This window comes from Rhodococcus sp. 06-418-5 (assembly GCF_002258285.1).
Taxonomy (GTDB): domain Bacteria; phylum Actinomycetota; class Actinomycetes; order Mycobacteriales; family Mycobacteriaceae; genus Rhodococcoides.
Genome location: NZ_NOYE01000029.1, coordinates 1 through 15,113, shown reverse-complemented (window position 1 = coordinate 15,113; position 15,113 = coordinate 1). Strand labels below are relative to the sequence as shown.

General features: G+C 61.3%; 17 protein-coding genes. 1 reads left to right on the top strand and 16 read right to left on the bottom strand.

Translation table 11 applies throughout. The annotated features are described in order from the left end of the window. Positions 1-105: 105 nt before the first annotated feature. The 4 genes from CH274_RS20945 to CH274_RS20930 form a co-directional block, all read right to left on the bottom strand. A complete protein-coding gene (locus tag CH274_RS20945) occupies positions 106-1,290 on the bottom strand; it encodes an NAD(P)/FAD-dependent oxidoreductase (RefSeq protein ID WP_015586168.1) in 1,185 nt (394 codons plus the stop codon). Between the two features lie 346 nt (positions 1,291-1,636). Then, the gene (locus CH274_RS20940; RefSeq protein ID WP_202902192.1) at positions 1,637-2,299 is read right to left on the bottom strand and encodes an FMN-binding negative transcriptional regulator; all 663 of its coding nucleotides are present in this window, start codon (positions 2,297-2,299) and stop codon (positions 1,637-1,639) included. After that, positions 2,296-3,570 carry a lysine N(6)-hydroxylase/L-ornithine N(5)-oxygenase family protein gene (locus CH274_RS20935; protein ID WP_015586166.1) on the bottom strand — a complete coding sequence of 425 codons (1,275 nt, stop codon included), beginning with the start codon at positions 3,568-3,570 and terminating at the stop codon, positions 2,296-2,298. The genes CH274_RS20940 and CH274_RS20935 overlap by 4 nt, the downstream gene beginning before the upstream one ends. Before the next feature lie 4 nt (positions 3,571-3,574). Beyond that, positions 3,575-3,886: an MbtH family protein gene (locus tag CH274_RS20930; protein ID WP_015586165.1), complete on the bottom strand. Its 312-nt coding sequence runs from the start codon at positions 3,884-3,886 to the stop codon at positions 3,575-3,577. Positions 3,887-4,089: 203 nt separating this feature from the next. On the opposite strand from CH274_RS20930, the gene CH274_RS20925 reads away from it, so the two are divergent. Continuing rightward, a complete protein-coding gene (locus tag CH274_RS20925) occupies positions 4,090-5,043 on the top strand; it encodes a UbiA family prenyltransferase (protein WP_080730065.1) in 954 nt (317 codons plus the stop codon). A 12-nt stretch (positions 5,044-5,055) separates the two neighbouring features. Here the strand turns inward: CH274_RS20925 and CH274_RS29790 are convergent, their stop codons facing one another. The 12 genes from CH274_RS29790 to CH274_RS28935 all read right to left on the bottom strand — a co-directional run bounded on the left by CH274_RS29790 (position 5,056) and on the right by CH274_RS28935 (position 14,647). Next, the gene (locus CH274_RS29790) at positions 5,056-5,316 is read right to left on the bottom strand and encodes a helix-turn-helix domain-containing protein (protein WP_080730074.1); all 261 of its coding nucleotides are present in this window, start codon (positions 5,314-5,316) and stop codon (positions 5,056-5,058) included. 611 nt (positions 5,317-5,927) lie between these two features. After that, the gene (gene def, locus CH274_RS20915; RefSeq protein ID WP_015586162.1) at positions 5,928-6,494 is read right to left on the bottom strand and encodes a peptide deformylase; all 567 of its coding nucleotides are present in this window, start codon (positions 6,492-6,494) and stop codon (positions 5,928-5,930) included. Between the two features lie 145 nt (positions 6,495-6,639). After that, positions 6,640-6,807 carry a hypothetical protein gene (locus CH274_RS29360; protein ID WP_155289036.1) on the bottom strand — a complete coding sequence of 56 codons (168 nt, stop codon included), beginning with the start codon at positions 6,805-6,807 and terminating at the stop codon, positions 6,640-6,642. Positions 6,808-6,832: 25 nt separating this feature from the next. Next, positions 6,833-7,723, bottom strand: a complete 891-nt coding sequence (locus tag CH274_RS20910) for a hypothetical protein (protein ID WP_015586160.1) — start codon at positions 7,721-7,723, stop codon at positions 6,833-6,835. Positions 7,724-7,891: 168 nt separating this feature from the next. After that, a complete protein-coding gene (locus CH274_RS20905) occupies positions 7,892-8,200 on the bottom strand; it encodes a hypothetical protein (protein WP_015586159.1) in 309 nt (102 codons plus the stop codon). A gap of 36 nt (positions 8,201-8,236) precedes the next feature. Then, on the bottom strand, positions 8,237-8,668 hold the full coding sequence (locus CH274_RS20900) for a hypothetical protein (protein WP_015586158.1): 432 nt from the start codon (positions 8,666-8,668) through the stop codon (positions 8,237-8,239). 78 nt (positions 8,669-8,746) lie between these two features. Next, entirely contained in the window at positions 8,747-9,496 is a 750-nt protein-coding gene (locus tag CH274_RS20895) for a hypothetical protein (RefSeq protein ID WP_015586157.1), read from the bottom strand. 76 nt (positions 9,497-9,572) lie between these two features. Next, positions 9,573-10,352, bottom strand: a complete 780-nt coding sequence (locus CH274_RS20890; protein WP_015586156.1) for a hypothetical protein — start codon at positions 10,350-10,352, stop codon at positions 9,573-9,575. Then, positions 10,342-11,034 (bottom strand): hypothetical protein, encoded by a 693-nt coding sequence (locus CH274_RS20885; RefSeq protein WP_052047787.1) that lies wholly within the window; start codon positions 11,032-11,034, stop codon positions 10,342-10,344. The genes CH274_RS20890 and CH274_RS20885 overlap by 11 nt, the downstream gene beginning before the upstream one ends. Positions 11,035-11,749: 715 nt before the next feature. Beyond that, positions 11,750-12,082, bottom strand: a complete 333-nt coding sequence (locus CH274_RS20875) for a hypothetical protein (RefSeq protein WP_015586153.1) — start codon at positions 12,080-12,082, stop codon at positions 11,750-11,752. 40 nt (positions 12,083-12,122) lie between these two features. After that, positions 12,123-14,375 (bottom strand): FtsK/SpoIIIE domain-containing protein, encoded by a 2,253-nt coding sequence (locus CH274_RS20870; RefSeq protein WP_015586152.1) that lies wholly within the window; start codon positions 14,373-14,375, stop codon positions 12,123-12,125. Next, positions 14,372-14,647, bottom strand: coding sequence for a hypothetical protein (locus CH274_RS28935; protein ID WP_141214633.1), 276 nt, complete (start codon positions 14,645-14,647; stop codon positions 14,372-14,374). The genes CH274_RS20870 and CH274_RS28935 overlap by 4 nt, the downstream gene beginning before the upstream one ends. Positions 14,648-15,113: the final 466 nt, after the last annotated feature.

The following is a 15,113-nucleotide window of genomic DNA, read 5'->3' as shown; positions in this document are numbered from 1 at the left end:
GATCAATGCTCAACCCTTTCAGCGCCCAGCAAAACACTTCCTTGCGAACCACTCGGGTGACCACCCTCAGCGTTAGATTCAGACCCGAAATATTTCATCAGCAAGCTACAACAAGTCGACGAGCTCGGCCGACATAAATTCGCGCATCCCGATGGCCCCCGAAACCAAACCGAAGTACCGAGATGTAAGTTCGGGCGAATTGGCAATGGCATGCAGCATGCGCAACCGGGACTTCGTCGGTTGAAGCTTCGCCAGGGCGAGAGTACTCATGTACGGCTCCTCTAGAACAGCTCCTGTCGACAGTGCAAAGTGCACCATCGCCTCATCTACTGCGACCGAGTTCCCGACATCCACCCCGGAAATAGAATCGGTGAGCAGGTCGGCTTGAATCAGCGCATTGGTGATGCCGCGGGCGCTGATCGAGTCAAGGTGGTGAGCCGCATCCCCCGTCAATGCCCAGCCCGGACCGTGCGATTTACGGAAATAGTTGCGTTGGTCCCCCGTACCCCACCACCGATCCACTCGGTCGAGTGCCATAATTTGTTCGTATAAATCCGGCGCTGTCGATTCGATCGCGGACAAGTACGCCCTCTGCGGGTCCCGCCGAACGACCGAGAATTCGCTCTGCGGCAGGTAAGCTGCCACAATTGTCAGGTCGTCATGTGTTGGAATACGGGCTATCCAGCGGCCGACTCGCTCATGGAATCCGAATCCTGTTCGCAAGCCTTGCCAGAAGGTGTAGTACACGCAGCTTGCTATGGGTGCCGATCGGAGGATCGGTGCCTGAACAAGTTCCGCGACCTTTGATCGCATACCGTCGGCCCCAATAACCAATCGAGCAGACACCGATGTGGTCGAATTTCCACTCCGGAGGCGAACTCCGGCGACGCGTTCGTCGTGCCAAATCAATTCTAGGACCGACGTCCGATCCGAGAACTCCGCGCCCGCTGACACGGCAGCTCGAATGAGTAGATCGTCGAGTATGTACCGCCGTGGTGCGTAAGCGGCATTAACACCGTCCTTCGCCGGGGTAGCAGCGATCAGACTCAGTCCATCCACATCGTGACTAATAGTGCCCAAAGGCGGACAACCGGAGGCCACAACATCATCGAGCATCCCCCACTGTGCGAGTCTCACGACCCCAGGGTGCTGGATATACAACGTGGACATGGTGTCCGCCGGAAAGGAGGCCCTATCGACCAGCAGAACACTTCGCCCCTGTCTGGCTAACAGCAGTGCCACCGAAGCGCCGGCACATCGCGCCCCAACAACAACAACGTCGTAATCCATTACCAACCTTCTGGCTTTCTCTGGCGATGACACCGACTTGGTCACGTTCGCCGGTCGGCTCTTTTGCCGGATTTTGGTCCGGAAGCAATCCCCCGGAATCCCAACTTCATTCCGAAGGTAGAACGATTGACCTGCTCGACGAGTCGGAATGGCGGCGGACAAGGTGCGTGAGAGCAGTAGCACAATTTATAAACTCCGCTTGCATCCGTAAACCGATGAACAGACCAGGCCGAAATGGCTGAGCCGGTGCGAAATTGAAGGTTTACAAATGGCGGGCACGGAATGCTCTTTTGGCGCAAAAGGCTCCCGGGCCGTGGGTTCCGTCGGTGCGTCCGACATGTCCCCATCAGAAGTTGTTGTAGTCACCATGGCTGTACTCCCGCATGAACGAAGCTAGTTCTTTGCCTCGCCCGGCGTGGTTCGCGCTGAAGTGGTCCGCCACCCGTCGCCTGGTCTCGAGGTTCTGCTCCTGGCTGAGCTTGAACATGCCATCCGCCGATTCCACCTCAAAACTGAATGCACCCACAGCCGGACCGATCCTTCGGTAGTGGTCCAGCGAACTGTCCATCTCCCACCCGCTGCCGAATTTCTGCTCGTACGTACTGACTGTCAATTGAACGACCTTGAGCGTCTCCTCGAAATCGGCAACAGGTTGCAGCTTTCCTCGGAGATGTACCGAGACGTAGTTCCAGGTCGGTGCTACAGAATCGCGTTGGTAGACACTTGGGGTGACATACCCATGAGGCCCGGTGAAAATAAGTTGGGCATCCGCACCGTCGACGAGCGAGTCCCAGTGGGGATTGGCCCGGTTCATGTGCCCAAACAGTGTCGATCCTTCTAAGTCCTCGCTCTCTGAAGGGGCGCAGGGAGCACAGATGACTGGCAAATGGGTGGCGTACGGGGCCTTGGGGCCGTTTGAGATCAGAGCCGCAAAAGGGTACTGCGCAACCACGCGGCGCAGCCATGTCCGATCACTTGCCTTGTAGATCCGGGGGACGTACATGGTCATCTCCTGAGAATGGATTGGGCGATTTCACCGGATCTGACTGCAGTGTTGGACAGGAGACCAGCAGAAAGTCCATGGCTGTGTTCGGTACTGGCACCGTGCACATAGATACCGGCGCGCACCGCATCCGACGTCGTCACTCGGTAGTCGCGTCCCACGCTGAGCCGTCCCTGCTCGTCGTGCTTACATTCGCGCATCAGGCCCTGGAGTAGCGGTGCCGGGTCACTTGGCCGGTAGCCGGTGGCGTAGACGATCACGTCTGCTTCGATGGTATGGGTCAGACCGGTGGCCGAGGATGTGACCTCGACCCGTACGCCGTCTGTGTCCTCGTCGACGGATGTGACGCGCGAGGTGTTGATCATCCGTAACCGCTGTTTGCCCAGGACCTTCTCCTGGTAGCTCTTGAGATACAGCGACTGTGAAATATCGAGATCGACCACTGAGTAATTGGTGTTGGCGTGGTATTCGAGGAGCCTCTGCTTCTCGTCGGTCGGAGCGGAGAAGAACCGGTCAACTCCCTCCGGATCGAAAATTCCATTCGCATACGGGCTGTCATCGGCGACGCTGTAGCCGTAGCGGGACAGGACGGTGTGCACATTGGCGCGAGGGAAAGTCCGATGAAGGTAGTCAGCAACTTCGGCGGCACTTTGGCCAGAGCCCACGACGACAAAATTTTGAGGGACGTATGTAACTGCGGCTGCTCTGCCCAGCAGTTGGGAGCTGTGCCAGATCCGCTCAGATCTGTTGACACCATCGGGAAGTCGAGGCGTCAAACCCATTCCGATCACGATGTTCCGCGCCCGCTGAACAACGTCATCTGGGCCGACTACATCGACGTACTCCACCACGCCATTCTCGACTACTGGTCGGATGTCTTTGATCTCGGACCCGTACGAGACGTTTGACTGAAATTGGCTAGCTGCCCACTCCAGGTAGTCATGAAACTCCACCCGCAGTGGGTAGAGAGTTTTGCTGTTGATGAACTCAGCAATTCTCTCTTTCTCTCGGAGGTAGGACACAAACGTATACCGACTCATCGGATTGCGCATGGTGGCAAGGTCTTTGAGAAAAGAGACCTGCATGGTCGCATCCTCCATGAGCATCCCACGGTGCCAGCCGAAACGAGGCTGGAGCTCGTAGAACTTCATGCTGAACTTTGCCGGCACCGGTCCGGGCTGGATGGACTCTTGAAGAGCTATCGCGAGAGCGAGGTTGGAGGGTCCAAAACCGACCCCAACAACGTCCGCGACGGACGAGCCTGACTGTGCTCCCATCGAGCTACGACCTAATTTCGTTGTGGTAGGCATCGGCTGGGATGCCCTCAACCGAATTGGTCGTTCCCGGCCGCATAGTTGGTCCGACATTAGTTGTCTGGCTGCGGTTTTCGGCCTGAGCAATGGCGAGTGACTTGGGGCGCAAATCGGTCCAGTGGGTGTCGACGTACTCCAGACAAGCAGTCCGCTTGGCCTCGCCGAACACTCTTGACCAACCGGCCGGGACGTCGATAAAGACCGGCCAGAGAGAGTGCTGCCCCTCCTCGTTGGTGAGAACGAAATAGCTGCCGTCTTCATCGTCGAACGGATTGCTCATGGTCCTCGCTTACTCGGAGAGTTGCAGTACGCCTGCTGTGCATTTCGGTACCAGTCGAGTCTGCCTAGCAGCGAATACGTTGGTCCCCTTTGTGGCACGAAGGGAGTAGGTAATACCTCAGAAAACTACAACTTTGGATGTAGTTTTAGCGAAGACAAGTCCGGGCAGAAACCTTCGTGCACTGCGACAGCTAGGCTCCGGCTGTGTCAGATGGGTGGTCGTATCGGTGTGAGTCGGTCAAGCACGGCACACAGGTAGGTCGTCCTGGGGGCGCGTCGAGTCCCGCAAGAAATGCATGGTTGTGCTTCGTGGAGGCCAGACCGCAGGTCCAAGGTGTCTATCTGCTTCGATTCGCGGTTGGAATTGCCGGCGTATCAGCGACTGCAGGGCCTGTCGGTGTCGGACAATTAGCGGCCGGCGCGTTGACCTGGTGGGCCGTCGTGATATCGACGTACTTGTTCAATGGTGTGACTGACGTCCTTGAGGATGTGGCAAACGCGTCGCAGCGACCGATTGCGCGGGGGGAACTGGCAGTCCGTACAGCCCGGTGGGTCAGCGTGGCTACGGCGATCACAGCCCTGCTGATGGCTGCAGTTGCGGGGCGCGAGATGTGGTGCTGGACCTTCGCCTTCCTGACGCTTGGGTGGGTGTACTCGGCACCGCCACTGGCTGCCAAGCGTTGGAGTTTGTCTTCTTCTGTAGTGATATTCGGCCTCGGCTGGGCAAGTTATGCTGCCGGAGCGGCCGCCGGCGGCGGAGGATTTGGGCGTACGGAACAAGTCTTCTGCGCATCGATGGCAACATGGATGGCGTTGGTGGGAGCGGTCGTGAAGGACCTATCCGATGCCCACGGGGACGCCATTGGTGGGAGGCGCACTCTGGCAGCGCAACGTGGACTCAGCTCTGCACGGCGGCTGGCCATATTCGGAACGACTGTCGTTGGAGTATGCGCACCGATCGCCTCACTGCTATGGGCACCGCTCGCACTGTTCGGAACATTGCCGTTGACTGCTGGAGCTCTCTGGGTGATGGCGCTATGCGCGCGGGCGAACGACTATGACCTGAAGGCACGGCGCTGCGGGTACCGCGCTTTCATGGCCACCCAGTACGCAGCAAACCTCGCGATGCTCGGCACCCTCCTGGTGCGCGCGGTATGAAATTGCGGGCCGCTAGATGCGGCTGCCGAATAGCCTGTGCAACGCGTCCATACGGGACGACGCCCCAAGTTTCAGATAGGCGTTGGACAGATGCCGCTTGACTGTGAGCTCTGAAATATTCAGAGTGCGAGCGATCTGCCGGTTGGTCATCGCGAACGCCACAGCCTCCAAGACTTCAAGCTCCCGGTTGGTCAAAGATGCGTCTGACGCGGCCTCAAGCACTCGAAGTTGCCTGTCCCTCAAATGGCCTCGGGTCTCCTCGTAGCTGAGCATGCCCGTGTGAAGGCGGCCACCGGCAGCAAGGCGAAAAGCGGCGTTGATGCGTCTCCAGACCCCAGGTCGGTGTGTCAAGGGTGCCTCTTTGGCGGCCAGCTCTATTGCAGGCTCAAGGGATGACCACAGAATCTCCACAGCTCGCACGGACTCCGAAGCCGGTATTGCCTGTAGGGCTCGATGCGAGCCGAGCAACCGGGTGTACTCGTCTGGAATCGCCGACCGAGTAGTCGAAGACGTGGGAAGGCCTAATGCATCTACGCACTCGTTGAGGATTGCCAGTGCTTGGCGGCGGCACTGTGACCACACCCCCGGATTGATCCCGAGGGGACTATTCTCGCGTAGCAAAGTGGTTCTGTACGCCGTCACTACCTCTGGAATCGCGGCCCGTAGCGACGCCGCAGCCATTGCGTAAGGCATATGTTCCCCGAACTCCTGTTCCCTAGCCCAGGATACAAGACCATATGGTCCGTTGCCGTGCAATAGCGAGCCATGGATGCGTTGAGGGTTCGACCTACTGTTTCGTGTAGATGAATGTCAGGCTTCGTGAAGGTCTTGACGTCACCGGGTGGGTAGGCGGAGCAGAGCGGTCACTGCTTCCGGAGCAGAATCTATCGTGTTGGCCAATCGTTGCTGTACTGCTCAGAGACCGTCTCGTGGTCACGATAGAGCTGTTTACGTTTGCGCTTCGAGAGGCGGTCGCCGAAAACGATACCGTTGATGTGATCGGTTTCGTGTTGGAAACAACGCCCGAGCGTGCCGCCTGCGTTGAGTTCGATCTGGTTACCGTACTGGTCCTGTCCTCGACAGATAGAGAACTCTGGCCGTGCGAGGTCGGTGTATGCGCCGGGGAGGGACAAGCATCCTTCACCGAAATCGATGAGGTGTCGATCGTTTCCTTCGGCGAGTTCGACTACCGGATTGCAGACGACACCAGTTCGCCGTGTCCCGGTCTCGTCACTGCAATCGTAGATGAACACCGCAAGGTCGATGCCTACCTGCTGAGCGGCGAGGCCGGCACCGTCCGCAGCAGTATTGGTCGCGAACATATCGGCAAGCAGACTTTGCAGATCAGGACCGAAGTCGGTCACCGGTCGAGCCGATGTGTGCAGGACAGGGTCGCCCCATCGGACGATTGGTCGAGCATTGCCGAGGCGCAGAAGTTCAGAGACAGGCATGACTCGTATGCTCCACCCTGGCTACGTTAGAAGCAACCGATGAGGTTTGTTTTGGGCGCGTATCACGTTTTGTGGCCGTCATCATGGTGCGGAGTGGCTCGACGAGAGCATCCGATCGCGCAGGGCCCATGACAAGTGACCGTCTCTATTCCGATTCTTCGCCGGTGTCGATGGCTCCGTCGATGGGTCCGGTCTGGGGGTCTTCGGCTTGGACGGCGCGAAAGTCGGCGCGCGGCATGATGTCTGGATGAAATTGCCATGGTGCGCGGCGTTCTCGTCGGTGTGGTGGCGGTGAGGCCTTTTCGGTGGGCATGTCTGTTTGTTCCTTTCGCTGATGGTCAGTCCGTGTCGATGTCTTCGAGTTGCACGACGAGCCTTTCCCTGACCCTCTGACCTGGTCGCTCGTAGGGGACGAAGTGCGAGTTGACGACTCGGTAGCGGGTGCCCCGTGGGAGGAGGTGGCTCGTGTCGTCGCCCTTGTCCGATGCTCCGAGGTACAGCCCTCGTGTTGTTTGGATCTCGAATACGGCGTCCGTCGGATGGCTGTGTGCGTCGAGTTCGTGGATCGAGTGGCGGGCGCCGGTGAAGCGGTCGAAAGCTATGACCGAGCCGGGTGAGAGGGTCTCGGGTAGCTCGGATGGATGGATGACGGCGTGGGGCAAGCTCACAACGGTGTAGACCAGGTGTCCACGTCCGGACTCACGCTCGTATCGCTGGATTGCGCGGTCGACTCTCTGGATGTGGCGGCGCTGGTCGTCGTCGAGCCGAACTGCATCACCGTTGACATCGGACAATGCGTCGTTGGTGCGTTTCCAATTTTCTGGATCTCCGATCAGTGTGCTCATCGCACGGTGCTGGGCTCGGGGAACGCTCTGCTCGACAGTCCTTTTGGTGGCTGATCGCGCATTGCGCTGGCGGGCGCTGAGGCTTCGACGGAGTTCGATCGCGGCCGGCAGCGAACGTCTTTTTCGTTCGTTCGTGATCGGCGCGGCGGTGTTGCGGGGGAAGGCGCGTTCGAGGTCGCGGCGCGCGCGTGTCAGACCGGGCAGTCCTTCGATGTCGGTATCGAGGCCGCGGGCATGCTCGCGATTCGCGGCTCGGTCGGCGAAGGATGCGTGCGGGAGCACCACCCCTTGCTTCTTCTCCAGCTCTCCGCTGGATCCTCGATCGGGGTCGAACGCGCCCCCGTCTGGGGTGACGCGGTTACGACTACGGCGCGCGGAGGACATCGGACCTCACCCGGAGGGGGTCTTGCGGTCCCGGATACAGAGTCGGTACTGCGGCCCCGCGGGGGGCGGCGGTACCGACTCGACCTGCAGCGCCGCCGAAGTATTCGACAGCGCTGCAGCAAGTGCACGCTCGGCGGACGCCTCCACCGAGCAGTGCGACAGCTTGGGTCATCGTCCCGGCCGGCCGGGCAGGTCGGTTCCGGTTCCTATCGTCCATGCGACATCGACGACGTCGGACAGGGTCCGGCTCAGGTGGCCACAACTCGTGCATACGCCGGGCAGCTTCTGTGAAATCAGATCGAAGAAGTGCTCGTCGCACGCGAGGTGGGCCATGAGCTGTCCGCCGGCGCAGCAATCTTTCATGGCCACCGCCCACCATGCGCCCCGCGGTCCCGCTCCCCCGTCCCTGGGTTCCAGCGCGCAGACGTCGCAGGCCAGCTCGATATGGGTGATCGCGTCGGTTCGGTCGGTGCTCATCGCACAGCCCCCTCTGGTTGTCGACGGGATGTCATGTCAGCTCGCCATGGCGTCGTGCTCGCCGTGCTCGTTGTGGTGATCACTCCGGTGTTCCTCCGACGCCGGTGCGGCATGGTTCTGCTGCCCACTGTCGTGCCCGTGGGGTTCGCCGCCGGTGGCGGCGGTTTCTGCCGGCGGGGTCTGCGTGGGTTCTTTCTTGCTGGTGGCCGGTTTTGCGACTCCCTTCAGTGATGGCCGGACGTAGCCGCCCTTCTTCAGTTGGGCGGTGGTGAAGCCTGCAGCTTTGGCGGCGTCGTAGGCCACGATGAATTCGGCGGTCGAGTCGACATGTTCGGCCTGCGCTTTGGCGACTGCTTCGGCCTTCTGCCGGCTGTTCTCGGCTGCTTCGACAAGGTTGCGCATTGCGGTGAACTGCGGGCCGAGGATCTCGCGGGTGGTTGCATCGGCCTGGTCGGCGGTCTTGGGCATGAGATTCCTTCTTTCATGTTGTGTGCGAGGGACTTTCATTTCCTCTTGGGGAGGAGATTTGTGTGGCCGATCGTGTGGTCAGTTCGCCGGTTCGGTCTCGCCCGCAGTTGTCACCGCGGTGTTGCCGAGACCGCAGAGTTGCGTGGCCGCGACAGCATCACCGCGGGTGATGGGCAAGGCGTATGTCTGCGCCACACGAAGATATTTCGCCGCAAATGCACATGCGAGGTCGTCGTTGCTCGGATGCCACTGAGAAAGCCCACGTTGGGCTCGATGTTCAACTGCCTGCGCGCTGGCGACGATGATGTTGGTCTGTACGTCGCTGACAAAGCGTTGCTGCTGTTCGGGTGCCCATGCAGCAGCACCCAACGCCCACGCCGCGTCCAGCGGGTAGACGTAATCGCTTGCTGCAGCATCTTTCTCAGATGCTGCATCGAATTCGACGGTGACACCGGTGTATGGATCATTCAACACGCCCTGTGCCACAACGCAATTGTCCGTTCCGGCAGCGAATGTGACGGCCTCGAGCTCCGCTGCCAATGCGATGTTCCTGGTGTCGCATCCGTGATCGCTGCCTGGCGGCCGCACGAGAAGTTCCGCCAAGCGCTGACCGTCGGGCCACCTGGCCGTGCTGTCGATATCGTCGACGACGGGCAGGGCGTCGAGAAGGCTCGCAACGGTGATGACGTCGTGGAAGACCTGGGGTGGTGGTGGCGCAGTGTCGGCCTCGTGGTGATCCGTCGTGATCACCACGGCAGCCGCGGCCGCCACAGCGACCATCACGGCTGCGGCAATGGCTGTCCATGCGGTCTGATGTGTCTTCGCCATGATGGCAATCACCTCTTCGGGAGCTGTCGAGTTCGGGGAGGGAAGAAAAAGCAGGACGCAACTGCGCGCAGGCGGATCAGGATGCGACGAGAGTGAGCGCGGTGCCGAGTGCGAGGTACGGGCCCAGCGCGATATGCGACCGTGCAGGCTCGGATCTGATCGCTCGAAGGACCCGCACGACTATCACTCCGACGAAAGCCGTCAGGATCGAGAACACCAGCGCCGCACCGAGGGATGTCCAGCCGACGTAGCCTAGGACCATCGCGAGCGAGACCACCAGTCGCGCATCGCCGATACCGATTCCGCCGCGCAGAAGCACTGCAAGCGCGAAGAACAATATGCCGGCGGCCAGGCCGGCCAGAAGGGCGCGACCGACCGCGCCCCAGGTGCCGTGAACGACACCGGTGAGCAAGATCATTGCTGCAGTTCCGCTGGCGGCCAGATACGCAAGAGCAGTCGGAATCCGTTGCACGCGTTGGTCGATCCACGCAATCCAGGGCACTACCAGAGCCAAGAACAGCATTGCCGCCGGCGGCGCACTCGTCGGAGTACTGACGAAAGCGGAGATGACGCCCCACACGACACCGGAGACGATGACGGGAATTTTCGTCCCCAGCGCCGCCTCGTCGACGGAGATCTCGACCCGTGCACACACCGCGATGACGGTGGTCCGCAGCGCGGCCGACAGAGCTACCCCGACGATCACTGCTATCGCGACAATCGAGACGCGGCCGACAGTCGCAGCAGTTGATGCCTGAGTGCTGGCCCAGGATGCCGACGACGCCTCGATCAAGGCCCATAGGACGCCTGCCGCCAGAGCGACCACGACACTTCTGACGTAGTCGCTACGCAACATCGGCTTCTCGTTCACCATCGGAGCGAGCGGCGTGCACGGCCATCCGGGCACGGTAGCGGACCTTCTTTTTCACCGCTGAGTCGAGATCGATTCCGAGTACGTCGGCCAGGTGCTCGGTTGACCACCGCCGACGGAGCGAAATTCCTACGATCTCGGCTTGCTCTGCAAGAGTGAGCGGCAGTCTCCATTCGCCGCACAGGCGACGGTAGACGGCCGCCTCGTCCACGCCGCGGATGCCTCGGGGCGAATGTGGACGTGCTCGGGGGTCGTCGATTTCGTCATCGTCCCAAGCAAGAGGCGTCGCCCATCCCTGCTCACGGGCTGCATTCCGGACCTGCTCGTCGGGGCCGGGTGTCATGGAGATCTGGTCGTAGACGTCGTTGATGACGGACCAGAGTTCACTGGGGACAACTTGATCCGATGGCAACGTCGAAAGCTTGGGCACCGACAGCCCGGTCAGTTCGGACAGCGCTTGCACCGAGTAGCCCATCGCGACGAGGGCCCGGATCCGTCGCTGAGCTCCGACACCTAAGGTCATCGCCCGTCCCCGGGTGGGGTGGAAGGTGACGTCGAGAATAGCTTTCGAGATGCTTGCGGTGGTCTCGAAGCATTTGTGGTTGGCGACTGTCTCCACATCACTGAGGCTGAGCTTCGTGAGATCGAGGATCATTTGGTCGGGCATACCGCCGAGCCGCAACGACAGCAGGTGGCGGCGGGCGGGTCCGGAGGGTACCGACGAGGCACTCCCGCGGCGGGATGTTCTGTTAGATCCCGCCGCGGGAGTGGAGCGACGTCGCGCACGCGCAGCGTCACTGCCGTCGCTCGTCGGGCCGAAGGAACCACCCCTCGACGTCGTCGAGCGACTCCATGAACCGGTATTCCGGTCAGGATTCATTGTATTGCTATCGGGCACTGCATCACACAGTGCGGGGGAAAGATTGTTTTGCGTACGCGAAACCACGTCGACGTCAGTCATGGTGCATCCCTTTTCAGTTGATGCGGTTGGTCAGACCGCACATCAGATGTTGGGGACACTACCTCGCGGGAGTGCATCGCGTCCAGACCGTCGGGTCGTTTTTCTTCGGTGATGAGAGTTCCTCGGTCGTACAGTCCGCCTGCCGCGACGCCGGTATAGCTATCTGCCTCGGCTCTTGTGCGGCATGCGACGAAGGCCGCGAGCGGGCAGGTCTCGCACGATTCGAGGAGATGCGCTGCAGCGACGGTTGCTTTCCGGCGCCGTTCGAGACGTGGGATCCGTGACTGCAGCAGCTCTGCGACCGCCGTTTCGCGGGCGGCCCAGTTGCTGTCTCGGACACACTGACCGAGCGGCATCGTGAACGATTCTCTGCTCGCGATCGCGCGTAGTTCTGCGCGGCGACCACTGGTGGCTTTCGTTCTCATCCCCGGTCTCCTCGGTGCAGTCGAGCCTGTCGGGCTGAGTAGGCCGAGCGGCCGGCGCTGATCGCGACGGCACCGAGGGCGACGACGACGGCGAGAGCGATGATCAGTCGTCGACCGTCGAGCCCGGCACCGTCCGATGCTGGGATCTGCACCATCGGGGATGCCTCGCTGGCGATCAGAATGGAGTGCTCGACCAGCCAGGCGATTGCCGTCGACCACCACAGGCCTGCGGATCCGAGAGCCATGGTGGCTGCGAGTGGGGCGATCCAGATCAGCGCCATCTGATCGTCGTCGGAGAGGGCTTTGCTGTTGTTGCCGTGTTGGGACATGTGGTTGTTCCTCTTCTGATCGTGTGTGTCGCAGAGTGATTCAGGTGGCGAGGGCAAGGGGGCGACGAACTTGAACAGTCGCGTCGAGAGGAATGTCGAGCACCCCCTCGTCGTCGCCGTCGCCACGCCAGGTCAGCCCGACCATGTCGTCACCCGACTCGTCTCCGTAGATGTCGGGTTCGTTGTCGACGACGACCCAGATCCCGGCGTCCTCGTCGAGGAGAACTAGGTCGCCGGCAACGAGGTCGACCGGAGCAGTGTCTTCGGATTCGCCGTAGCCCTCCCAGTCGTCGACGTCGGTACCGGCGTCGGGGACCACCTGCAGGTGCGGGCGGTCCTTGTGCATCGGAGAGCCCGGGACGCCGGACACGGCTTTTTCTTTCGGCGTCTGCGCGTCGGGCTTGGGCTGGCGAACGGTGGGGGTGTCGAGATTGAGCATTGCCATCGGCGACGATGCGCGACGAGCTGAATCACTGTCCGCGCGCGTCTTTCGCCTGGCGACGGGATCGAGATTGGGATGGTCCGACGCGCGCGCCCAGGGCGCGCCGGAGACGTGATGGAAACGGATCTCTTCGTCGCCGTCCACGGTGCCGCCGGGATCCGGGTCGAGGATCACCAACCGCTCGTGCCGCACTTCGAGAGGACGCAGGCGGTCCAGCACCGCTGCGTCGTCGGCCCCGGGCTCAGTCTTGCGGGGGTCGGGAGTGAAGTAGGTCTGAATTTCGACCGCTTGGTTGTGGTCGTTGACACTGGTCGCCCGCCCACGACATCCGCGCGGGATACCGACTCCAGTGGTTGCCGATTCCCACATCATCAACGCGCCCTGCGGACTCAGACGGCCCATCGATACGCGCTGGCGAAAGTTGTCTCGCATGTCGCCGCCGAAGTACTCGGCATCGGGTCGCTGCGTTCCCAGCACCATGTGGCACTTCGCTGTGCGGCCTTTTCGTCCGATCGACGCCACTTCCTGGAGGGTCTTCGGCTTGGTGGGATCACCCTTACCTTTGATGCTCGAGTACCAGTTGAGCAGGTTGCCTCGGAAGTCGGCGTACTCGTCGATGAACAGAACGACGGGCTCAAAGTCGGCCTCGGTAGCTTCTCCGTTGACGATCAGCGAGTACCGGGTTTCCATGAGATTCCAGAACCGATAGATGACCGCGACCTGGTGCTCCATGTGGCTGGCGACGATCTGTACATTCGGCCAGTCCTGGAAGCCCAAGAACTCGACCCCTTTTCCGTCGACGACCCATACCGGCCAACCGTGCGCGGTGAGCTGTGTCAGCAGGGTGTGTGCGGTGACGGTCTTTCCGGTTCCGGATGCACCGACGAGCATGAAGTGTGGGTCGATCGCCGGCCGCCACACCATGGGGTTGCCGTCCTCGTCCTCGCCGTACGAAATCGCGACCGAGTCGTAGTCGGAGTGCGCGAGGTCGCCGAGATCGGTCGTGGATTCCGCGTCGCCGAGGCCGGCCGGGTTGTAGAGCTTCTTCGGAAAGGTCGGGCGCACCTCGAAACGCACCCAGTCCGTTTCGAGGTTCCAGCGAGCACGCCACCGACCGGGCAGATTGACGCTCACTACTCGTTGTACTCGGGCCCGATAGCCCTCGGACTCGAGTCGATGTCCGACCTCATGGGTGGCTTCGACAGCTACAAGATCCCCGGTGCTCGGGTCCGTCTCGTGTCTGGTGATCTTTCCGGTCGGCCCTAGCAGCGCGAGAATCGTGCGCGTGGCTTTGACGAGTTCGGGCGAGACATGCGTCTCGGAGACGGACCGTGTGTCCGGGACGAGAACGAGACGGCGTTTGCGTGTGTTGTGCTTCTGGATCCGGTACCGGCCCCAGCTCTGCTGGGAGAGCAATTCGACGACGCGGGGCTCCCACTGTTCGTCGAGAAGGAGCGCGGCCGACTGGTAGCGGACGGTGATTCTGCCCGGACGGCCGGGCCACTGGCCGCTCCACCGAGTCGCCGTCAGGACATCACGGGTCGGCGGTGACGCGGTCAGCCGGCAGAGCTGCTCGATCGCACGATCGGTCTCTTCGGCTCGGATCGTGGCGCGATAGCCGTTGTAGCTGACGGCCGCGCCCGCGCCGACGCCGAGTGCTGCTCCACCCCATGCGATCGCTGTGTCGAGGTTCAGGATCGGGCCCAGTGCTGCCGACACGACTCCACCGGCAACGTAGAGCACACAGTTGCGGATCCACGGATTGTTCTGGGGGTCGAGCGAGGGTGCATCACGTAGCGACCGGTATCCGTCGAGGGGTGCCTGAGTCGGGTTGGGTAGCGCGCACATCATGCATCCCGGGTGATCGTGATCAGGATCCCGTCACCGGAAGTTGGGCGCATCGTTGCGGTCAAGGCCACGCTGCGTCGGCCGACTTCGTTGTTGAGATGGGTCGGGTTGTAGTCGAGGGTGAAACGGCACGCGGCGTGAGGCTGGCAGTGCGCAGCGCGGAGAGCCGCATCGACAAGTCTGATCAATCGTTCGTCTTCGGTGTCGACGAGCAGGTTGCTCGAATTCCACTCGACGACGAGCGACCAGACCTCGTCGGTGGTTGCGAGGGTCACGATCCGGTTGGTGGGATCGTCGAGCCTGAGGGTCTCGATCCGAGCGAAGTTCGGCAGCGCTCCTCGATCGATGACAGGACTCAGGGGGCCGGCCGTAGATCGACTGCTCCTCGAACGTGCCCTCGCTACGTGTAGTCGTGTCGGTGCGCTCATGGGGACTCCCTGTCTCGTCGTGCCTTCTCGAGAACAGGTAGATCCAGGTGCGTCGACTTCTGTGACAGCCGCGGTGAATCTTTTTCCGACAACCTTTCATCTCGCGCTGCAGCGCATGCGTTCATGGCCCCATCAGTGGCGCACCGATCGGTCACCAGTGCTCTATCGGTGAGGGTGCGATTGGGGACGGGCAAGTCGCGTTCCGTGTTGCGACTGTGGGTTGTCATCCGATATGGCGAGGCTTACTGGATTGACCTGCGGTCCGCCACATTCGCGGGATGCAACGGCCGATGATTCTTCTCATCGAATGTGG